Consider the following 19,776-nt stretch of genomic DNA (forward strand, 5'->3'; position numbering starts at 1 on the left):
AGAAGGAGGAAAAACCATGAGTGTTCAATGGGAAGAAGTAAAAAACTATAAAGAAATTATTTATGAAAAATATGACGGTGTGGCCAAAGTAACAATGAATCGTCCTGAAAAGCATAATGCTTTTACGCCACTTACAGTAAACGAAATGTATGATGCTTTTGCAGATGCGCGAGATGATTCATCAATTGGTGTAATTATTTTAGCGGGTGCTGGCGACAAGGCATTTTGTTCTGGTGGAGATCAATCTGTACGAGGACATGGTGGATATGTTGGGGAAGACCAAGTACCTCGTTTAAATGTATTGGATTTACAGCGTTTAATTCGTGTTATTCCAAAGCCAGTCATTGCGATGGTTTCTGGCTATGCAATTGGAGGAGGACATGTCCTACACCTAGTTTGTGACTTAACAATCGCTGCCGATAACGCTGTCTTTGGACAAACTGGGCCTAAAGTTGGAAGCTTTGATGCAGGGTATGGAGCAGGACTTTTAGCGCGTACAGTTGGTCAAAAGAAAGCAAAAGAAATTTGGTACTTATGTCGTCAATACAGTGCAGACGAAGCATTGGATATGGGACTGATCAATACAGTCGTTCCTTTAGAAGAACTAGAGACAGAAACAATGCAGTGGTGCACAGAAATTCTAGAAAAATCACCTACAGCATTACGTTTCCTAAAAGCATCATTTACTGCAGATACTGATGGATTAGCAGGTTTGCAGCAAATGGGTGGCGACGCAACACTTCTTTATTACACGACAGATGAGGCAAAAGAAGGTCGCGATGCATTTAAGGAAAAAAGAAAACCAGATTTTAAACAATTTCCACGTTTCCCGTGATCAATTAGAGAAGCGAAGACGGCTGTTCAGTGACGTTGGCCAAAGTTGATCGATAGTATAATAAAGTAAATCGAAAACACGTTAAAGTGGATCGTCAGCATCAAAAAGTTGATCCAAACATGGTTCAATATCATGTTTAAAGTTAAATTTAACCTTTGCTTCACAGAAGCAAAGGTTTTTCACTAAAGTTATAAATGGAGGAACATCATCATGAGTGAAATTATTCCACATTGGTTAACTAAACAGGCAAGTCTTTCCCCAAATGATACCGCCCTGGAATTAGAAGATGGATCCTGTCTTACATTTAATGACTTAATGCAAAAAAGCCAATCTTTTGCAAAAAAATTGGCAAGTCAAGGTGTAGATAAAGGCACGAAGGTAGGTTTATTTTCAAACAATTGTACTGAAATGGTAATTGCCATCCACGCATTAAGCTACCTTGGAGCGGTAGGAGTCTTCTTTAATATCCGTTTAACAGAAAAAGAGCTCAGCTTTCAAATAAAAGACGCTGATGTCTCATCTATTTTAGCGGCAGATGGCTTGGCAAATCAGATAAATAATATGAATTTTAGTTTGCAAATTCTTTCTTTTGCAGACGTCTGTAAACTCAAAGAAGTGAACGTTCCACTGGCAACAGAAATAGCTTTAGACGATGCCTTTACCATCATGTATACTTCTGGTACTACAGGAAACCCAAAGGGCGTAGTTCATACATACGGAAACCATTGGTGGAGTGCAACAGGATCAGCGCTTAATATTGGCATTCATTCGAATGACAAATGGTTAGCAGTGTTACCGTTATTTCATATTGGAGGACTTTCACTCCTATTAAAAAGTGTAATTTATGGTATGCCCATTTACTTATTGGAAAAATTTGATGAGCAAAAAGTTCACCATGCCATTATGAATTGTCAAGTTACTATTGCCTCTGTAGTAACCGTAATGCTACATCGTCTTATTGATTTACTAGGTGAAGAGGATTATCCTAAATCATTTCGTTGTATGCTTTTAGGTGGTGGGCCTGCTCCGAAAGGATTACTAGAAAAATCAAAAGATAAAAGAGTTCCTGTCTTTCAATCATATGGAATGACAGAAACATCGTCTCAAATTGTCACGCTTAGTCCAAAGGATGCGCTTCGCAAACTTGGTTCAGCTGGAAAATCACTTTTTCCGGCACAGTTAAAAATAATTGATGCAAACGACGAGGGGATAGGAGAAATTGTTGTAAAGGGACCAATGGTTACAAAAGGTTATTATAAAAATAAGCAAGCTACTGCAAAGTCTATCCAAGAAGGATGGTTATCGACTGGTGATTTAGGAAAATTAGATGAAGAGGGATTTCTTTACGTTGTTGACAGGCGTAAAGATTTAATAATATCTGGTGGTGAAAATATTTATCCTTCAGAAATTGAAAGTGTCCTTTCAAGTATGGTTGGAGTGAAAGAAGTCGGCGTTACTGGATTAGAAGATTTGAAATGGGGAGAAGTACCAATCGCGTTTATCGTTTTAGATGACGCATCCGTAACTGAGGTAGAGGTTCTGCAGTATGCATCCAAAAATTTAGCGAAATATAAAGTGCCGAAAAAGATTAATTTTGAAGCTGAATTACCAAGAAATGCATCAAATAAGCTGTTAAGAAATAAATTACGTGAGTTAATGCAGTAATTTATTACATATAATGGTAAATGGCAGTTAATAAATACCCCTTGGATGGGAGTTCTCTTTGAGATGTAAAATTAATTGATGAAAAAATTTTTAAAGGTATGGACAAGTAAAAAGGACCCTTATGGACTAAGGGTTCAATGGGTTCTGATAGTCAAACGGATTACTCTTACTTAGACCGATTTTCTAGATAATTTTGTTGGAAAATACACATTCTTATAGCGTTATGATAGCTACCGTTAACAAAAAATTCGTCCTTCAGTTCACCTTCGAATGAAAAACCAACTTTTTCATAAACATGAATCGCTTTTTCGTTTTTCTTATCAACTACTAAATAAAGTTTATGCAAATTTAATACAGCAAAAGCGTAGTCCATTGCTAAATAAGTTGCAACTACAGCATAACCATTGCCCTGAAATTTTGGGTCAACGATAATTTGAAATTCTGCTCTACGATGAATATGGTCAATCTCCACCAGCTCAACCACTCCAAGTTTCTGAGTGTCCTTTTCCAGTATAAAACGGCGCTCACCTTGATCATGTATATGCTTATCATATAAGTCTTGTAACTCCATATAAGCTTCATAAGGTTCTTCAAACCAATAAGACATGATGTCCGCATCATTGTTAAGTTCATGAACAAACTCCAAATCTTCCCGTTCTAATGGACGCAACCTAGGATTTTTACTCATTTTCTCAAACCTCCAATTATTAATAACTATCTACAATTTCATTAGTAAGAATAGAGCAAGGAACAATTCTGCAATCTCTATTCCTTAACCTCACCTAGGATACGAGCTTCAATCCAATTGCTGAACCTAGAACCATTGCAATAAAAACAACTCTTTTCCAGTCTTTTGATTCCCCGTATAAAAGCATTCCTAATACTGCTCCTCCTGACGCACCAATTCCAGTCCATATTGCATAGGCAGTTCCCATAGGTAGTGTTTTCATCGCAAAAGCAAGAAATAGAAAACTTGCTCCAAATCCAGAGAATAACAGAACTAAGGATTGCCAATTATGATCCTTATGCAATTTATTTATCATTGCAACACCAAACATCTCAAATAACCCTGCCAAAATTAAAGAAACCCATGCCATTATGAATCAGCCCCTTCCTCAACTTTGTCTTTTGTAACTAATTTCAAACCAATTACACCCACTAATAAAAGTGAGATCAAAATTATTTTGCCTATTTTAAATGGTTCTCCAAAGAAGATAATTTCGGAAAAGACGGTTCCTGCTGTACCCATTCCTACAAAAACTGCATAAACAGTTCCCACGGGGATTTTTCGTCCAGCCACTATCATTAAATAGAAACTGATAATGATAGAAATAACAGTTCCAGTCCAGGCCCAAAAGTCATCTGCGTGTTTTAAGCCAATAACCCAAAATACTTCAAAAAAAGCAGCTACAAACACTTTAATCCAGGTTGTATTCATTTACTAACACCTCCAATTTTATTCTTACCAAAAAAACAAAAAAAGCCTGCAAGATAACTGATTAACAGTTTCTCCCAGGCTTTTATCCTTCCGTGACACAGCAAGCTGTGAGTTTTCTCTCGGACCAGACCAACAAACTTGTTGCGGAACCCTAGAAAACTTTTAACTTATTCAATTACTTTAAATTATACGTACATCTGAAACTTATTCAAGTATAAAGGTATCGGTAGTCGGTATTTATTTGTTGTATCTTACTGGTTTTAAGGTCGAATCAACTCAACTAGTAAAATTAAATAAATGTTACTGCTAAAAGTGGATAACAAAGCCGTAACACTTAACAAAGTGATACGGCTTTCTGATTTTTACTTTATGAGGTGAAATTGAAATTATTTGAAACCCTTGTTAGATCAGCTTCTTTGCTGCTTTTTACTAACTGTAATTTGTAAAAAAGTATACATTAAAAGTGGATTAAAATGGATATCCGAAAGCTGAGTGTCTATACATTAACTTCTTTTAAAAAATTAATAATGCTTTTTGTCATCAAATTTGTTATCGAATTTGTTATCGAACATTCCCGCGCCAACAATGATAAGCAAGATAAACAATACAACGATTAATGCAAAGCCTTTACCGCCATTATAATCATCATAACCATAGCCCATGTCTATTCCCCCTCGTATAATTATTTCTTACACAATATAATATGTAAAATTGATAAGCGTGTTTGGACTGTTGTTTAGGATATTCATAAGAAAGCAATGTCATATCATCAAGTTAATATTCTAATGAAGAAATATATTTCAAATATTGAAAGTCAGGAACATTACCCAGGCTAGGTGAATATCCTAACCAGGTAAAGGAGGGGTTTTCCGTGAATAAGAATAATGTACATGGAATGCAATATGAAAACCAGTCGAATAATGCTTACCATGACGGCTCTATCAAAGACCTATGTAAAAAGTATATGCAACACCATATTATAGGGCAAATGGGAGACGGGTCTCAGGTTGAAGGTATTATTACAGATGTTAACGAGGATTATGTAGAAATGCTAGTTCCTGAAGAATATGGAGAACAAGAAAACAGGCAGTTTGGCTATGGCTATGACGACTATGACGATTATGATGATTACAATGGGTATGGTGGCTATAGAAGAAGGTATCGTCGCTATCATCGACGACGTTTCCCATATTATTTTTTTAGAAGATTATTCCGCTACCCATATTACTACTAGGTTAATTATTAATTAAACAACTTTATAGATTTTGTATCATAGGATACCTGAATTCAATGGAATTTAGGTATTTTTTATGTGGATAATCAAAAGTTGATTTCGATAGTGATATCGATGTAGATAATGACAATGAAAATGACTCCAGAAACAGAAATCGTAATGTCAATGTTGCAAGAGTATCTAACATTGGAAATTTTTATGTAGATATTGATGTTGATGCAGATGCTAACTGCGATTCCGAAGTAGATGAATTTTAATAGTGAGAGTGGGGTAATTCTACCCCACTCTAATAATATCTTAGGCGTAAAGCGAGGTTATATTTATGGAGAGATTAAATAACAATCTATATTCGTTTGAAAATAAGGGGAAATCATTACCAAATAATATAAAGTCAAATGAATCTTCTATTAAATACAGTGGAAATTCTGATGTTGATGTTAGCGTTCTAGTTGATACAACACCTATGGCCTATGCAATGCTATGTTCACTATTAGCTACGAAACAACTTTCAAATCAAGAGTTTGAAACTGCTGTACGAAAACTAGAAGAGTTAACCAAAAATAATAGAACTAATAATACTAATAGAGAAAAGGACGAGATTTCTAAAGTGGAACATAAGAAAAGATAGTGGCAAAGGGTTTAATCACCTACCCTCTCTTTTTTTGTTTATCTAGAATGTATTAAGTTGAGCACTATAATATTGAATGGGAGGCATTTAGTTGAAGGCACGCGGATTTTTATTGAATAAAATGATCGATTTCATCTCCCCAAAAATCATTAGAGGTTATAGTGCAGAAGAAATAAGGATTTTAACAGCATTCCGAAAAGAAATCTCCCTCTTCAAGCGTGTGAAGGGCTTGGCCCAAGGGTAAGGGGGAGATGAATTCCGGTTGGCGCAAGCAAAAAAGGTTGCATTATTATTTCCAATTTGCTAAAATGAAAGAAGAACTTGTGTTCGATTGATGATTGGTTTATTTATCGAAAATCCATATAGAAAGTGAGAGGTTGGATATGACAAAGCAAAACAAAGCCTATAAGTTTCGATTATTACCAACAGAAAAACAGGCTCTTTTGATTCGTCAAACATTTGGTTGTGTCCGATTCACTTATAATAAAATGCTAACTGAGCGAAAAGAATTCTATGAAACGTACAAGGAAAATAAAGCGAAACTTCAAAAGGAAAAGTTTCCGACCCCTGCTAAATATAAGCAGGAATTTCCTTTCCTGAAAGAAGTAGATTCTTTAGCCCTTGCAAATGCGCAACTAAATCTTAAAAAAGCCTACAAAAACTTTTTTGCTGGTCGTGCTGGTTTTCCAACATTCAAGAGTGGGAAATCGAAACAGTCCTATACAACCAATGTGGTGAATGGAAATATTGCCATTCTAGACGGCCATATCAAATTACCCAAGCTGAAACGAGTAAAGCTAAACCTGCATCGGGTCATCCCTGCTGAACATATCATTAAATCATGTACCCTTTCGATGACAAAGACAGGAAAATATTATATTTCCATTTTGACAGAATATCGAAAAGAGATTCCGCTAGTGATGATAACAAACGTTGTCGGGTTAGATTTTGCTATGAATGGCTTGTATGTGGAGAGTGAACAGGGTGAGAAAGCCAATTACCCTCGTTTCTATCGCCAAAAGTTGGACAAATTAGCGAAAGAACAACGTGTGTTGGCTCGTAAGCAGAGAGGTTCCACTCGCTTTGAAAAGCAACGGTTGAAACTTGCGAAATTACAAGAGAAAACGGCTAACCAAAGAAGGAATTTTCTTCATTATCAGTCAAAAGATTTAGCAGACACCTTTGATGCAGTCGTGATAGAAGATTTGAATATGAAAGGAATGGCGCAGGCATTCCATTTTGGAAAATCGGTTCATGACAATGGTTGGGGCATGTTCATCTTATTTCTGACCTATAAGCTCAAAGAACAGGGAAAACAACTGGTGAAAATTGATAGGTGGTTTCCTTCTACAGAAAAGTGTTCCTGTTGTGGAAAGGTAAAAGAAATGCCCTTTTCAGAACGCATGTATCAATGTTCTTGCGGATACATAGCAGATCGTGACGACAATGCAGCAATCAACATCAAAAAAGAAGGGATACGTTTATTAGCATTATCCTAACCACCATCAAAAAACTCTTGGAACAAGAGGGTTAGCTCGGTCTCTCTTCGTTGGCTAGTAAAAGTGACGATAAGTCGAGAAGCCCCCACTTCAATGGTGCCGTAAGGTCTATAAGTGGTGGGTAGTTCACGTTTCTGGATATACAACGATGCCATTTTTTTCAATAATCGGCATTGCACCCCACTTTCCGAGTTCATGGTCAATTACTTCGAATGTATTATTGTTTTGTTCAATAATATGTTTCACTTTCCAGTCATTTGCAGAAAGCCAGTTGCTAATAATCAAACGATGGCAACGTGCTGGATGACTTTCTGAACAAAAATATGCTGTACGCTGCTTCGAGGCTATTTTGCTTAGTTCATCAATGCCTCCCTGGAAAGTGTCTGATAACGTATAATCAGCATAATTGTGAAAGGATTGATTATTCCAACCATCATTTAACTTTAAACCTACAGAACTAGATTTTTTCCGTCGGCCGCCAAGTTTCGATAGGTGATGATACGCAATGTTAGCGTCTTTTAACCACTTCATCATCTGATCCTTTGAAAACTGTGGGAACTTTCGGCTACCAGGAAACGCACGTACATCTACTAGTGCTTCGATTGATGCATTTGTGAGCATTTTCAGGAATGTTTCTTTAGAGTGGCTGGAATGGCCAATTGTATATATTTCCATTTGATTCACCTCATTACCTAATAGTATACAACTTTTCTAACGTTACGTAAGTTTTTCACACAACTGTAAAAAACTAATTGATAAAGATTATCAAAGTCGTTGACTAATTGATGAAAAACAAATAAACTAAAGATACATTAATTATTATGAGAAACACGTACATACATGCAAGTTAATCATGTAGGATGTAGGGGAGTGATTCCAATGCAAACGTTAACAGCGAAAGACTTAACTCTTGGTTACGGTGAAGATATAATCATAGACGATTTAAATATAGCAATACCAAAAGGTGAAATCACAGTGTTAATTGGTGGAAATGGTTGTGGGAAATCAACATTACTTCGTTCATTAGCACGGTTACTTAAGCCAAAAGGTGGCGATGTTGTTTTAGATGGGGAAGATATTGCTAAACTCGGAACGAAAGAGGTAGCTAAAAAACTCTCCATCTTGCCACAAAGCCCTGTGACACCAGAAGGATTAACAGTAACGGAACTCGTTAAGCAAGGTCGTCATCCATATCGCGGTTTTTTAAAGCAATGGTCAAAGGATGATGAAAATGCAGTAAACAAAGCGCTTGAATCAACTAATATGGTTGAATTAAAAGATCGTGCTGTTGACTCTTTATCCGGTGGGCAGCGACAACGGGCATGGGTAGCGATGACATTAGCTCAAGAAACAGATACCATTTTATTAGATGAGCCTACAACCTATCTAGATATGACACATCAAATTGATGTATTAGATCTGTTGTTCGAATTAAATGAAAAAGATGGCCGTACGGTTGTTATGGTATTACATGATTTAAATTTAGCTTGTCGCTATGCACATCATGTGGTAGCAATTAAGGATAAAAAGGTTTATGCACAAGGTAAACCAGAGGAAATTGTTAATTGTAATTTAGTTCATGACGTTTTCGAAATGAAATGTGATGTCACATTTGACCCAATGTTTGGTACTCCGATGTGCATTCCTCATGGAAAAGGCCGCTGCATCTTCGCAAATCGCGGACAGGAACTAACAAAACAATCTGTATAATAAATATCAGGCTGGCATAAAAAGACATCGTGGATGCTTTTATGCCAGTTTTTTTGTACTTTCCATACATGCTTCCTTCATTTTAAGCCAAATTAAAGGTAGGAGGTGCAGAAATGGAAAAGAAAAATTTTTATGTTAATATGGGAACTCAAGAGGTATCACAAATAAAATACGGTAATAATGTAGATTTCATCATTCAAGCAACGGATGAAGAGGTGCTATTACTGCGGGAAAAACTAAATAACATGGATCAAGCGAACACCCGCGCATTTTTCCGTGCACATGTACCAATCATGTCTTATCACAATGATAAATCGAATGATGACTATGATATAGGGATGACTGGTGCATATCAAATGCTGTATGATTTAGGTGATGAACAAGCAAAAGAACATATTAAATCAATGGGAATCTTATCTGACAAGCATTTGTAAAACGTACGAATATAAAGTTTTTCTAACAAAGTAGTTTATATCAGCTGCTTAAAAGGAATATACTAGTAGATAGTAATTAATATTAGGGGATAAAGGCAGCTGAAATAATGAATACGTTTAGGGATTTTTATAACAATGAGGTAAAGCTAACATTCGAAGATCACTATTTTTCAAAAGAGCCAAAGCATGTATGGGTAATTTGTAGGTACAACAATAAATGGTTGTTAACCAGACATAAGGATAGGGGTATGGAATTCCCTGGTGGAAAAGTAGAGGAAGGCGAGACAGCTCAACAAGCTGCAGTACGTGAGGTGAAAGAAGAAACTGGTGGAGTAATAAACTGGATAGTCTATGTTGGTCAGTATTATGTTGCCGGTAAGGGTGGAACGGTGATAAAAAATGTTTATTATGCGATCGTTAATGAATTGGTTGACCAACCTACTTACTTTGAAACACATGGACCAGTTCTATTAGAAAAAGTTCCTGATAATGTAAGACATAATGCCAAGTTTAGTTTTATTATGAAAGATGATGTTCTAACACATTGTATGAAAAAAATTAAAAAAATCTATTCAACAGAAAAATAACGTCTCCATTAGGTGAAGATGTTATTTTTTCTGGTTTATTAACGTATGTTTCATAAGCACATGTTCCATTTTCTCAACGACTTTATACATAATTGCAGCACAGACTGCAATGAGGAGTAAAGCAGACATGACTAGGGTGAAATCAAATACTTGAAATCCATGGATAATTAAATAACCTAGGCCTTCTTTGGATACTAAGAATTCACCTACAATTATACCCACCCAGGAAAGTCCTACGTTTACTTTTAAAGTAGAGATAATGGTTGGAAGTGTTGCTGGGAAAACTGCTTCACGAAAGCATTGCGCACGCGAAGCACCAAAGCTTTTTAATAAATTGACATAGTTTGGATCTACTTCTTTGAATGCCGAATAGACAACAAGGGTCGTTATTACCGCAGAAATAAGTGCTCCCATGGCGGTAATTGCTAAATAGCCAGGGCCTAAAGCTACAATAATGATTGGTCCTAGGGCAACTTTTGGCATTACATTTGCGGTAAAAAGATAGGGGTTTGTAACCTGTGCAACTTTAGATGATGTCCAGAGAATAGTTGCAAGTATTACGCCTAAAACTGTTCCGATTAAAAACCCGATAATCGTTTCAACCACAGTTACTTGTAAATGTACAAGAAAATTTCCATCTGCAAATTTGTCAATAATTTGTGTAACAACTTTAGAAGGAGAACTAAACAGTAACGGATCGATCCATAAAAGAGAACTCGCTAACTCCCATAATCCAAAAAAAAGTGCTAGTATAACAAGTTGCCATGCAAAAATAATTCGTTTATCATGTTTAAACTTTTTCTTGTATTGTTCATGAAGTTGTTCACTTGATTTATTGTCCATGGGAATTCACGCCTTTATAGCTGGTAATAAGATGGGAGGTTAGATAAATACGGAAATTATGCATCGACTTTTTCATACTTATCTAATTCCTTCCAAATTCGATCAAATAAAATTTGATACTTCGGATGTTTGCGCGCTTCAAAAGGTGTGATTGTTCGTATTTCAATTGGTACATCAAAGGTTTTGGCGATACTACCAGGGTTTGCAGACATCACTATAATTCGATCACTCATTGCAATTGCTTCCCCAATATCGTGTGTAACTAATAGTGAAGTCTTTTTGTATGCCTGCAATAATTGAAAAACGAGATCCTCAAGCTTTAGTTTTGATTGGTAATCTAGTGCGGAAAACGGTTCATCTAGCAATAGTATTTTTGGGTCGGTAATAAATGTTCTTACTAATGCAGCGCGCTGTCGCGTCCCACCTGACAATGAACGAGGATAAGCATCAGCCACATTTGGTATACCGACTTTTTCTAATAACTTTTGCGCTCTTGCCTTTGTTTCACTTGTGATAGATCCATCTAATTTCGGGCCGATTAATATATTTTGCATGACGGATTTCCAAGGGAACAAGTAATCCTGCTGTAGCATATATCCAATAGCTAAATTTGTCTTTTTCAATGGCTTTTTCTCTAAAATAACTTCACCGGCAGTTTGATCTACAATCCCAGCTATAATGGAAAGAATAGTTGATTTCCCGCAACCACGTGGACCGAGCAGGGAAATAAATTCTCCTTCGTTCATGGAAAAAGAGATATTGTCTAATACCTGTGTATAGCATTTTTCTGAAAAATAATGATGTGACAATTCTTCTAAGGTTAGAAAAGACATTTATTCCCCTCCTTAGTCTGCATATTCTGTGTTTACCAACTCTTCATATGGCACATATCTGCAGGCAACTCGCCAGCCTCTTTCATATGTCTAAATAGTCTATGAAATCCACGTAAATGTGTGATTGCCTATACTAGGGATTTGTTGAGAGGAAACAGCCGAAATACTTTCCGAGAAAAGAAAATACTGTCCTAGAGCTAGCCACAAACGCAAAAAAACCAGCCTCTATGTAGAGACTGGTTTTGTGATTGATTATGCGTATTAACCTCTGTATAATGGACCTGCTTGATTAATTTCATCACTAGCTTGAGTGAATTTCTTAAAGTTATTATGGAATTTCATTGCTAGCTTCTTCGCTTCAGTATCATATGCTTCTTTATCTTCCCATGTATTCTTTGGAACTAATACTTCATCAGGAACTCCTGGAACATGCATAGGAGTTTCAAATCCAAAGATATCATCCTTCGTGGTTTCTACAGTGTTAAGTTCACCTTCAAGTGCTGCATGAACCATTGCTCGAGTATAAGAAAGCTTCATGCGATTTCCGACTCCATAAGAACCACCAGTCCAACCTGTGTTAACCAAGAAAACATTGGAGTTAAATTGATCTATTTTTTCACCTAACATTTTTGCATAGGTTGATGGAGCAAGTGGTAAGAATGGCGAACCAAAGCAAGCCGAGAATGTTGCTTGTGGTTCTGTAACTCCACGCTCTGTTCCTGCTAATTTGCTTGTATAACCACTTAGAAAGTGATACATTGCTTGCTCTTTTGTTAACTTACTGATTGGTGGTAACGTTCCTGAAGCATCAGCTGTTAAAAAGATGATGGTATTTGGATGACCAGCAACACTAGGTGTTACAATATTATCGACATTTTCTAATGGATATGCTGCACGTGTATTTTCAGTTAATGATGTATCATCATAATCTGGAATACGAGAATTTTTATCGAAAATAACGTTTTCTAGCACTGAACCAAATCTAATAGCATCAAAGATCTGCGGTTCCTTTTCTTGCGATAGGTTAATACACTTCGCATAACAACCGCCTTCAACGTTGAACACACCGTTTGGACTCCAGCCATGCTCATCATCACCAATTAAACGGCGATATGGATCAGCAGAAAGTGTTGTTTTACCTGTTCCAGATAGGCCAAAGAATAAAGCAACGTCTCCTTCTTGCCCTACATTTGCAGAACAATGCATAGATAACACTTCACGTTGTGGTAAAAGATAGTTCATTACAGAGAAAATGGATTTCTTAATTTCTCCAGCATACTCTGTTCCACCAATTAAAATAATACGTTTTTTAAACGAAACAAGAATAAATGTTTCTGAATTCGTTCCGTCAACCGCAGGATCGGCCTTGTACGTAGGTGCAGAAACAACGGTGAATCCAGGATCATGTGATTGTAATTCCTCGTCATCTGCAGAAATGAACAATTGTTTAGCGAACAGGTTATGCCATGCATATTCATTGATGACTTGGATTGGTAAACGGTATTTTTTATCAGCACCTGCAAAACCTCTGAATTCAAACAGTTCATCTTTTTCTTTTAAATAATTAATTACCTTTTTATAAAGATTATCAAATGACTTTTCATCAATTGCTTGGTTAACTGATCCCCAATCAATAAAGTTTTCACATGTTTCATCACGAACAATAAATTTATCGTCAGGAGAGCGGCCAGTATATTTACCAGTAGTCGCTTGAATTGCACCTGTTGACATTAATGTACCTTCATCACGATCAAGTATTTTTTCGACTAACTGAGAAACGGATAAGTTTTTTTGTACCTTTTTATGGGAAATTAATTCTTGTAATAATGATGTTTGTTCCACCGATTTCATATATCATACCTACCTTTTTGGATGGATTTTTTTGTTTAAATGTGTGTGTGTTTCTAATCTGTTTATTAGTATAACACATTTATAAAATTAATCCATACTAATCTATTATTTTTATATGCAAACACATAAGAAACATTTCGTATAAAGTTTAGAAAAACTTGCTATTTGCTATTAAGGCGTCCCCTTACATGCAAAAAAAGTTGACATCAGTAACTGATTTCGGTACGATTAACCTCGAACGGATACTCTCTTATTCCGAGTTGGTGGAGGGACAGCCCCTATGAAACCCAGCAACCATCACATTTGTGAAAAGGTGCTAACCTGGTGCAAGGATCACTCCTTGAACAATAAGAGGAAATGGCCACAACACCTTTCCTCGTGAATACAGGAAGGGCTTTTTTTGTTTTAAAGGTAACCGAGTGCATAAGTTAAAGACTAGTAGAATAGAGATCCGTAACACATTATAAAGGGAGGATTTAGCCATATGGCTACAAATCGTCGTTTATTCACATCTGAATCTGTTACTGAAGGTCACCCTGATAAAATATGTGATCAGATATCAGATTCCATTTTAGATGAAATTTTAAAGAAAGATCCACTTGCACGTGTTGCGTGTGAAACAACGGTAACAACTGGATTAGTATTAGTTTCTGGTGAAATATCTACCAACACGTATGTAGATATTCCCGCAATCGTAAGACAAACGATTAAGGATATTGGTTATACCCGTGCAAAATATGGTTTTGATGCTGATACTTGTGCTGTTCTAACTGCAATTGATGAGCAGTCTGCTGATATTGCGGGAGGGGTAGACACCGCACTTGAAGCACGCCAAGGTAAAATGACAGATGATGAAATCGCTGCAATCGGTGCAGGGGATCAAGGATTAATGTTTGGCTTTGCTTGTGATGAGACGAAGGAATTGATGCCACTTGCCATCTCGTTAGCACATAAACTCGCGAAAAAATTGGCAGATGTACGTAAGGATAAAACACTAGATTATTTACGTCCAGATGGTAAAACACAGGTAACTGTGGAGTATGATGAAAATGATAATCCTGTAAAAGTGGACACTATTGTTATATCAACACAACATCACCAAGATATTACTACTGAACAAATTGAAAAAGATTTAATTGAACATGTGATTCGTCCTGTTGTACCTGATCAATTATTAGATGAAACAACGAAGTATTTTATTAATCCTACAGGTCGATTCGTAATTGGTGGACCACAGGGTGATGCGGGACTTACTGGACGTAAAATTATCGTTGACACATATGGTGGATATGCTCGCCATGGTGGAGGAGCGTTTAGTGGGAAAGATTCTACGAAAGTGGATCGTTCTGCGGCATATGCTGCAAGATATGTAGCAAAAAACATTGTAGCTGCTGACCTAGCTAAAACGTGTGAAGTACAATTAGCGTATGCAATTGGGGTAGCGGAACCAGTTTCTATTGCTATCAATACATTTGGAACTGGAAAAGTAAGTGAAGATGACTTGGTTCAAGCAGTAAGAAAGTTATTTGATCTAAGACCAGCAGGTATAATTCGGATGCTTGATTTACAAAAGCCTATCTTTAGAAATACATCAGCATATGGGCACTTTGGTCGAACAGATATCTTATTCCCTTGGGAAAAAACAGATAAAGTAGAGGAATTAAAAGCTCTTACAAAATAGTTAATAAACATAAACGTCACGACTTTCCAATATTGGTTTCGTGACGTTTTTTCGACCTCTACAAATCAGATTCCTCTTGTATAAATCTATTTCGCATTTCAGGAGAAGGGATCATACAACTATCTTTTTTTCCAAACCATTTATATCTATTCTTAGCAAGCACTTCATAAAAAAAATCTCTTATGGGTTTTGGAATAATAATAAAGAAGTAAACCATTTTCCAAGTCCCTTTTAACTTCTTGCAGACACGAAGAGCAGCTGTTGACTTATAATAACATTTACGATTATCTACTAGTATGAAACTATCAATATCACTTGGGATGTGATGTTCTCTTGCAATCATTTTACCAATATTACTTTGTAACGAGGCAAATTTATAATGGCCTTTTGGATCTCTTTTGATAATGAATTGAACGCTCCAGTCACAGAAGTTACACACTCCATCAAATAATACAATTTTATTCATTCAAATCTCACCTCTGAGTTATTTGTGCTTATTATTCTTACAAAGATGTATTATGTTTATAGTACTGTCCTTTTTCAACATATGTTTTTCTAACACGTTCCATTTCTTGATAGTCTTCATCTGTAAGCTCTCGTACAACCTTTGCAGGTCTTCCTAATGCTAGTGTGTGTGGCGGGATTTTTTTACCTGGTGGTACAAGACTACCTGCTCCTAAGAATGCATGCTCACCAATTTCAGCTCCATCTAATATAAGTGACCCCATTCCGATTAGTGCATGGTTGCGAATGATTCCGGAATGGAGTGTAACTTGATGCCCGATTGTCACGTCGTCCTCCACAATAACAGGATTGTTTGGGCTTTGATGAACCATTGATAAATCCTGTATACTTACTCTGTTTCCAATTTTCGTTGGCGCGACATCGCCCCGAATTACCGTTTTAAACCAAATGCTTGATTCTTCGCCAATCGTAACATCACCAGTAATTACCGCATCTTTTGCTATAAAAGCAGTATCATGAATAATAGGTGCTATATTTTTATAGTGGTGTATCATTTGTATCCTCCTAAAAGTTTGGTGTATAAGTAGTATAACAAAAAATTTAAAAGAAAAAGGAGGAAGTGTCTTGTCGTATCGTGTGCCGAAATCGTCACTATCATTAATGAGAAAGGTATATATGAAAATTTTCCCGCAGGTTCGTACAGAATTGGAATATTGGAAAGGCCGTGCAGGGAAAATTCCGAACAAAGAACTACGTAATCAAGCACTTGCAAGCATTTCTTCCAAACGGTTTCATTGTCAGGGCGGGGGAGTATATGCCATTCTCGCAAAAGAGAATTGGAAAGAGGCTATACAATTTATTGTAGCTTACCAAACAATTAGTGATTATTTAGATAACCTTTGTGATCGAAGTACATCTCTTGATCCAGCTGATTTTCGGTTGTTACATCAATCGATGCTCGATGCGTTAACGCCACAGGTTTCGGTTAAAAATTATTATGAATTACGTAAAGATCAGCATGATGGTGGTTATTTAAACGATTTAGTTAAAACATGTCAAAAGACACTAGCTAATAGGGAAGGGTATGAAACTATTCAGGACTTGTTACTGAAATTTTGTAGTCTATACGGGGACTTGCAAGTTCACAAACATGTTAACCATGATGAAAGAATACCGCGACTTACTTCATGGTTTGATGAAAATAAAGGAGACTTGCCACAATTAAGGTGGTACGAATTTTCAGCGGCAGCTGGCTCAACTTTGGGTGTTTTTTGTTTAGTTTCCTATACACTTGGTGAAAAAATATCACCTGAACTAGCGTCAGTTATTTATCATGGCTATTTTCCATATATGCAAGGTCTACATATTTTGTTGGATTATTATATTGATCAAAAAGAAGATAAAATGGAAGCAGATTTAAACTTTTGCGCTTATTATGAAAGTCGAACAGATCTAGAAAAACGATTGCAATCGTTTATTGAAAAGACGCATAGCCATGTCCAACATTTACCAGATCGACATTTTCATGAAATGGTTCAGCAGGGGTTAGTAGGGTTATATTTAGGTGATAAAAAAGTAAGTGATTTGAACGGTGGAACTAATATGAGGAAACTGTTACTTGATGCTAGTGGCGGACAAGCAAGGTTTTTCTACTGGAATACAAGGCTTTATTACAAACTTACTGGAAAATGAACAACCTGAACAAAACTGTTCAGGTTGTTGACCAAACTATAAAACTTTACTCAAAAATGCTTGTGTACGTTCATGTTGTGGGTTACTAAACAGTTCTTCTGGAACGTTTTGCTCAACAATAAATCCTTCATCAATGTACAAAACACGGTCACAAACCTCGCGAGCAAATCCCATTTCATGTGTCACGACGACCATTGTCATTCCTTCATTGGCTAGCTGTTTCATAACCGCTAGCACGTCTCCAACCATCTCAGGATCAAGAGCTGATGTTGGTTCATCAAACAACATGATCTTGGGATCCATCGCTAGGGCACGTGCAATTGCGACACGTTGCTTTTGTCCACCTGATAAAGAACCAGGGTAGCTGCCAGCCTTGTCATTTAAACCAACTTTGGTCAATAATTCTTCAGCTTTTTTAGTTGCTTCTTCTTTTGAAGTCCCGCGTGTTTTCATTGGCGCAAGAATAATATTTTCCATCACCGTTTTATGTGGGAATAGATTAAACTGTTGAAACACCATTCCAACTTCTTGACGAACCGTATTGATATTAACACTTTTGTCCGTGATATCCTGACCATCAACTATTACCTGTCCACCTGTAATTTTCTCGAGTCGATTTAAACAACGAAGAAAGGTGCTTTTCCCAGATCCAGACGCCCCGATAACGCAAATAACTTCTTTTTCTTCAATGGAAACACTAATATCTTTCAACACTTCAAGTTTGCCAAAGGACTTTTTTAAGTTTTTTACATCAATCATTGTCATCGTAGTTTATATCTCCTTTCAAGAAAACTAGAGAGTAAGGATAATAAATATATAATAATGAAATACATGACTCCAACCGCTAGCCATATATTGAAGGCTTCAAATGTTCGAGCGATTTCAACCTGCCCTTTTTGAGTTAAATCGGCAATCCCAATAACGGAAAGAAGAGAGGTATCTTTAAAGCTTATAATTGCCTGGTTTGTAAAAGTTGGAAGCATGCGTCTAAATGCTTGAGGTAATATGATATGGCGCATGTTCTGTGAACTTGTTAAACCAAGTGAACGAGCGGCTTCTGTCTGTCCTTTGTCCATAGACTGAATACCAGCACGGATGATTTCCGCAAAGTATGCACCTGCATTGATTGCGACTGTAATAATACCTGCAGTTGTACGATCCATTGATATGAATTCAAGCGAGTTTAGACCATAATAGAAAAAGAATAATTGTACTAATATAGGTGTTCCACGAATTGCGTCGATAAATATCTTAGCAATCCAGTTAAGAACTTTCCAAGGAGATAAGCGCATTAATGCCATGATTAGACCAATTATAAACCCTAGGATAATTGCTACTAAAAATATGTAGATAGTTACTTTTAATCCTTCCAATAAATATGGAAAAGACTCAATGATAACATCCATTTATTCAGCCCCTTTCATTAAAATGGACGCGCTTTAAAAGCACGCCCTGATAAAGTGAAACTTTATTCAGTGAGCTTCCTCCACTGAATATTAGTAGAACCAATCGGACTTGTACGGGCAGTTACCCGACTATAACTCACGAGCCTTACTTAATTTTTACTGCCCGTCAAACTGCGATAAGATTTTTATTGTTCTCCAAGATACGTATTTAAGATTTCATCATACTTGCCGCTTTCCTTTAATGAAGCTAATCCATCATTTATTTTTTTGAGAAGTTCATCGTTTTCCCCTTTAAGAACAGCAATACCATAATTGTCTCCATTCAAGCGGTCTCCAACAACCTGTAATTTAAGATCACTTTCAGCTATCGCATAAGAGATTACGGGATAATCTTCAATAAGTGCGTCAGCAGTTCCATTTCCAACTTCTTGGAACATAGATGTACTATCGTTTACCTGAACAATTTCATATCCATATTTATCTTTGTTTTCTTGTGCAAAGGTGGCACCAGTTGTTCCTTTTTTAACCGCTACAGTTTTGCCTTTTAAATCTTCAAGGCTAGTAATCTCAGAATTACCGTCTGCAACAACTAATGATAATCCTGCTTCAAAGTATGGATCAGAGAAATCAACTTTTTCTTTACGTTCGTCTGTAATACTCATACCAGCAATCGCAATATCTAGTTCCCCTGCTTGCATTGCTGGAATAATACCACTAAAGTCCATTGCCTCTAATTGGATTTCGAAGCCTTGATCTTCTGCAATTGCTCTGATTAAATCAACGTCAATTCCTTTGTATTCGTCACCTTCTTGAAATTCAAATGGTGGATAAGTCGTATCGATACCTACTTTATATACTTTTCCATCCCCTTCTTCGCCGGATGCATTGCCTTCATCTGAGCCACTAGACCCACATGCTGCTAATAAAACCATTAACGCGAATAAAAAACTAAATAAACAAATCTTCTTCATTGAA

23 protein-coding genes and 2 riboswitches are annotated in these 19,776 nt (G+C 36.6%); of the genes, 10 read left to right on the forward strand and 13 right to left on the reverse strand.

Features of this window, described 5'->3' with window-relative positions:
• Positions 1-16: 16 nt before the first annotated feature.
• Both menB and CFK40_RS07740 read left to right on the forward strand, forming a co-directional pair.
• Positions 17-835: a 1,4-dihydroxy-2-naphthoyl-CoA synthase gene (menB, locus tag CFK40_RS07735; protein ID WP_089531763.1), complete on the forward strand. Its 819-nt coding sequence runs from the start codon at positions 17-19 to the stop codon at positions 833-835.
• Between the two features lie 210 nt (positions 836-1,045).
• On the forward strand, positions 1,046-2,500 hold the full coding sequence (locus tag CFK40_RS07740) for an o-succinylbenzoate--CoA ligase (RefSeq protein ID WP_089531764.1): 1,455 nt from the start codon (positions 1,046-1,048) through the stop codon (positions 2,498-2,500).
• A 166-nt stretch (positions 2,501-2,666) separates the two neighbouring features.
• Here the strand turns inward: CFK40_RS07740 and speG are convergent, their stop codons facing one another.
• The 4 genes from speG to CFK40_RS07760 all read right to left on the reverse strand — a co-directional run bounded on the left by speG (position 2,667) and on the right by CFK40_RS07760 (position 4,600).
• Positions 2,667-3,188 (reverse strand): spermidine N1-acetyltransferase, encoded by a 522-nt coding sequence (gene speG / locus CFK40_RS07745; protein ID WP_089531765.1) that lies wholly within the window; start codon positions 3,186-3,188, stop codon positions 2,667-2,669.
• A gap of 94 nt (positions 3,189-3,282) precedes the next feature.
• Complete coding sequence (locus CFK40_RS07750; RefSeq protein ID WP_089531766.1) at positions 3,283-3,597, reverse strand: DMT family transporter; 315 nt, start codon at positions 3,595-3,597, stop codon at positions 3,283-3,285.
• Complete coding sequence (locus CFK40_RS07755; RefSeq protein ID WP_089531767.1) at positions 3,597-3,938, reverse strand: DMT family transporter; 342 nt, start codon at positions 3,936-3,938, stop codon at positions 3,597-3,599. The genes CFK40_RS07750 and CFK40_RS07755 overlap by 1 nt, the downstream gene beginning before the upstream one ends.
• A 69-nt stretch (positions 3,939-4,007) precedes the next feature.
• Positions 4,008-4,104, reverse strand: a riboswitch (guanidine-I (ykkC/yxkD leader).
• A gap of 355 nt (positions 4,105-4,459) precedes the next feature.
• Positions 4,460-4,600 carry a YjcZ family sporulation protein gene (locus tag CFK40_RS07760; RefSeq protein ID WP_089531768.1) on the reverse strand — a complete coding sequence of 47 codons (141 nt, stop codon included), beginning with the start codon at positions 4,598-4,600 and terminating at the stop codon, positions 4,460-4,462.
• Between the two features lie 209 nt (positions 4,601-4,809).
• Here CFK40_RS07760 and CFK40_RS07765 point away from each other — a divergent pair, with 209 nt between their 5' ends.
• From CFK40_RS07765 to CFK40_RS07775, 3 genes are all read left to right on the forward strand, one after another.
• Positions 4,810-5,172, forward strand: coding sequence for a small nuclear ribonucleoprotein (locus CFK40_RS07765; protein ID WP_227001897.1), 363 nt, complete (start codon positions 4,810-4,812; stop codon positions 5,170-5,172).
• Between the two features lie 322 nt (positions 5,173-5,494).
• Positions 5,495-5,800, forward strand: a complete 306-nt coding sequence (locus CFK40_RS07770; protein ID WP_089531769.1) for a hypothetical protein — start codon at positions 5,495-5,497, stop codon at positions 5,798-5,800.
• A gap of 383 nt (positions 5,801-6,183) precedes the next feature.
• Positions 6,184-7,299: an RNA-guided endonuclease InsQ/TnpB family protein gene (locus CFK40_RS07775; protein ID WP_089531770.1), complete on the forward strand. Its 1,116-nt coding sequence runs from the start codon at positions 6,184-6,186 to the stop codon at positions 7,297-7,299.
• A gap of 126 nt (positions 7,300-7,425) precedes the next feature.
• Here the strand turns inward: CFK40_RS07775 and CFK40_RS07780 are convergent, their stop codons facing one another.
• Entirely contained in the window at positions 7,426-7,974 is a 549-nt protein-coding gene (locus CFK40_RS07780) for a DUF488 domain-containing protein (protein WP_089531771.1), read from the reverse strand.
• Between the two features lie 204 nt (positions 7,975-8,178).
• Here CFK40_RS07780 and CFK40_RS07785 point away from each other — a divergent pair, with 204 nt between their 5' ends.
• From CFK40_RS07785 to ytkD, 3 genes are all read left to right on the forward strand, one after another.
• Positions 8,179-9,009: an ABC transporter ATP-binding protein gene (locus CFK40_RS07785; protein WP_089531772.1), complete on the forward strand. Its 831-nt coding sequence runs from the start codon at positions 8,179-8,181 to the stop codon at positions 9,007-9,009.
• Between the two features lie 113 nt (positions 9,010-9,122).
• Positions 9,123-9,443 (forward strand): hydrolase, encoded by a 321-nt coding sequence (locus CFK40_RS07790; RefSeq protein WP_089531773.1) that lies wholly within the window; start codon positions 9,123-9,125, stop codon positions 9,441-9,443.
• Positions 9,444-9,550: 107 nt separating this feature from the next.
• On the forward strand, positions 9,551-10,030 hold the full coding sequence (gene ytkD, locus CFK40_RS07795; RefSeq protein WP_089531774.1) for an RNA deprotection pyrophosphohydrolase: 480 nt from the start codon (positions 9,551-9,553) through the stop codon (positions 10,028-10,030).
• A 21-nt stretch (positions 10,031-10,051) separates the two neighbouring features.
• Here the strand turns inward: ytkD and CFK40_RS07800 are convergent, their stop codons facing one another.
• The 3 genes from CFK40_RS07800 to pckA form a co-directional block, all read right to left on the reverse strand.
• The gene (locus CFK40_RS07800; protein WP_089531775.1) at positions 10,052-10,873 is read right to left on the reverse strand and encodes an ABC transporter permease; all 822 of its coding nucleotides are present in this window, start codon (positions 10,871-10,873) and stop codon (positions 10,052-10,054) included.
• 56 nt (positions 10,874-10,929) lie between these two features.
• Complete coding sequence (locus CFK40_RS07805) at positions 10,930-11,706, reverse strand: ABC transporter ATP-binding protein (RefSeq protein WP_089531776.1); 777 nt, start codon at positions 11,704-11,706, stop codon at positions 10,930-10,932.
• Positions 11,707-11,967: 261 nt separating this feature from the next.
• Entirely contained in the window at positions 11,968-13,557 is a 1,590-nt protein-coding gene (gene pckA, locus CFK40_RS07810) for a phosphoenolpyruvate carboxykinase (ATP) (RefSeq protein ID WP_089531777.1), read from the reverse strand.
• Between the two features lie 247 nt (positions 13,558-13,804).
• Positions 13,805-13,911: riboswitch (SAM riboswitch) on the forward strand.
• Between the two features lie 130 nt (positions 13,912-14,041).
• Here pckA and metK point away from each other — a divergent pair.
• Positions 14,042-15,238 carry a methionine adenosyltransferase gene (gene metK, locus CFK40_RS07815; RefSeq protein ID WP_089531778.1) on the forward strand — a complete coding sequence of 399 codons (1,197 nt, stop codon included), beginning with the start codon at positions 14,042-14,044 and terminating at the stop codon, positions 15,236-15,238.
• A gap of 58 nt (positions 15,239-15,296) precedes the next feature.
• Here the strand turns inward: metK and CFK40_RS07820 are convergent, their stop codons facing one another.
• Both CFK40_RS07820 and CFK40_RS07825 read right to left on the reverse strand, forming a co-directional pair.
• A complete protein-coding gene (locus tag CFK40_RS07820) occupies positions 15,297-15,704 on the reverse strand; it encodes a thiol-disulfide oxidoreductase DCC family protein (RefSeq protein ID WP_089531779.1) in 408 nt (135 codons plus the stop codon).
• A 37-nt stretch (positions 15,705-15,741) separates the two neighbouring features.
• Positions 15,742-16,257 carry a gamma carbonic anhydrase gene (locus CFK40_RS07825; RefSeq protein WP_089531780.1) on the reverse strand — a complete coding sequence of 172 codons (516 nt, stop codon included), beginning with the start codon at positions 16,255-16,257 and terminating at the stop codon, positions 15,742-15,744.
• Between the two features lie 70 nt (positions 16,258-16,327).
• Here CFK40_RS07825 and CFK40_RS07830 point away from each other — a divergent pair, with 70 nt between their 5' ends.
• Positions 16,328-17,395, forward strand: coding sequence for a tetraprenyl-beta-curcumene synthase family protein (locus tag CFK40_RS07830; protein WP_319418037.1), 1,068 nt, complete (start codon positions 16,328-16,330; stop codon positions 17,393-17,395).
• A 36-nt stretch (positions 17,396-17,431) separates the two neighbouring features.
• Here CFK40_RS07830 and CFK40_RS07835 read toward each other — a convergent pair whose 3' ends face one another.
• From CFK40_RS07835 to CFK40_RS07845, 3 genes are all read right to left on the reverse strand, one after another.
• Positions 17,432-18,160, reverse strand: a complete 729-nt coding sequence (locus CFK40_RS07835; RefSeq protein WP_089531781.1) for an amino acid ABC transporter ATP-binding protein — start codon at positions 18,158-18,160, stop codon at positions 17,432-17,434.
• A complete protein-coding gene (locus CFK40_RS07840; RefSeq protein ID WP_089531782.1) occupies positions 18,157-18,801 on the reverse strand; it encodes an amino acid ABC transporter permease in 645 nt (214 codons plus the stop codon). Before CFK40_RS07840 ends, CFK40_RS07835 begins: the two co-directional genes overlap by 4 nt.
• Before the next feature lie 185 nt (positions 18,802-18,986).
• On the reverse strand, positions 18,987-19,772 hold the full coding sequence (locus CFK40_RS07845) for a transporter substrate-binding domain-containing protein (RefSeq protein WP_089531783.1): 786 nt from the start codon (positions 19,770-19,772) through the stop codon (positions 18,987-18,989).
• Between the last annotated feature and the right edge of the window lie 4 nt (positions 19,773-19,776).

Source organism: Virgibacillus necropolis (assembly GCF_002224365.1).
Classification (GTDB): domain Bacteria; phylum Bacillota; class Bacilli; order Bacillales; family Amphibacillaceae; genus Virgibacillus_F; species Virgibacillus_F necropolis.

Coding starts and splice junctions, on each gene's coding strand:
- CFK40_RS07760 (WP_089531768.1), bottom strand. CDS start 4,600: ATGGGCTATGGTTATGATGATTATAATGGCGGTAAAGGCTTTGCATTA.
- CFK40_RS07835 (WP_089531781.1), bottom strand. CDS start 18,160: ATGACAATGATTGATGTAAAAAACTTAAAAAAGTCCTTTGGCAAACTT.
- CFK40_RS07820 (WP_089531779.1), bottom strand. CDS start 15,704: ATGAATAAAATTGTATTATTTGATGGAGTGTGTAACTTCTGTGACTGG.
- CFK40_RS07840 (WP_089531782.1), bottom strand. CDS start 18,801: ATGGATGTTATCATTGAGTCTTTTCCATATTTATTGGAAGGATTAAAA.
- CFK40_RS07845 (WP_089531783.1), bottom strand. CDS start 19,772: ATGAAGAAGATTTGTTTATTTAGTTTTTTATTCGCGTTAATGGTTTTA.
- menB (WP_089531763.1), top strand. CDS start 17: ATGAGTGTTCAATGGGAAGAAGTAAAAAACTATAAAGAAATTATTTAT.
- CFK40_RS07825 (WP_089531780.1), bottom strand. CDS start 16,257: ATGATACACCACTATAAAAATATAGCACCTATTATTCATGATACTGCT.
- CFK40_RS07800 (WP_089531775.1), bottom strand. CDS start 10,873: ATGGACAATAAATCAAGTGAACAACTTCATGAACAATACAAGAAAAAG.
- CFK40_RS07790 (WP_089531773.1), top strand. CDS start 9,123: ATGGAAAAGAAAAATTTTTATGTTAATATGGGAACTCAAGAGGTATCA.
- speG (WP_089531765.1), bottom strand. CDS start 3,188: ATGAGTAAAAATCCTAGGTTGCGTCCATTAGAACGGGAAGATTTGGAG.
- CFK40_RS07785 (WP_089531772.1), top strand. CDS start 8,179: ATGCAAACGTTAACAGCGAAAGACTTAACTCTTGGTTACGGTGAAGAT.
- CFK40_RS07780 (WP_089531771.1), bottom strand. CDS start 7,974: ATGGAAATATATACAATTGGCCATTCCAGCCACTCTAAAGAAACATTC.
- CFK40_RS07750 (WP_089531766.1), bottom strand. CDS start 3,597: ATGGCATGGGTTTCTTTAATTTTGGCAGGGTTATTTGAGATGTTTGGT.
- pckA (WP_089531777.1), bottom strand. CDS start 13,557: ATGAAATCGGTGGAACAAACATCATTATTACAAGAATTAATTTCCCAT.
- CFK40_RS07755 (WP_089531767.1), bottom strand. CDS start 3,938: ATGAATACAACCTGGATTAAAGTGTTTGTAGCTGCTTTTTTTGAAGTA.
- CFK40_RS07805 (WP_089531776.1), bottom strand. CDS start 11,706: ATGTCTTTTCTAACCTTAGAAGAATTGTCACATCATTATTTTTCAGAA.
- CFK40_RS07740 (WP_089531764.1), top strand. CDS start 1,046: ATGAGTGAAATTATTCCACATTGGTTAACTAAACAGGCAAGTCTTTCC.
- metK (WP_089531778.1), top strand. CDS start 14,042: ATGGCTACAAATCGTCGTTTATTCACATCTGAATCTGTTACTGAAGGT.
- CFK40_RS07775 (WP_089531770.1), top strand. CDS start 6,184: ATGACAAAGCAAAACAAAGCCTATAAGTTTCGATTATTACCAACAGAA.
- CFK40_RS07770 (WP_089531769.1), top strand. CDS start 5,495: ATGGAGAGATTAAATAACAATCTATATTCGTTTGAAAATAAGGGGAAA.
- ytkD (WP_089531774.1), top strand. CDS start 9,551: ATGAATACGTTTAGGGATTTTTATAACAATGAGGTAAAGCTAACATTC.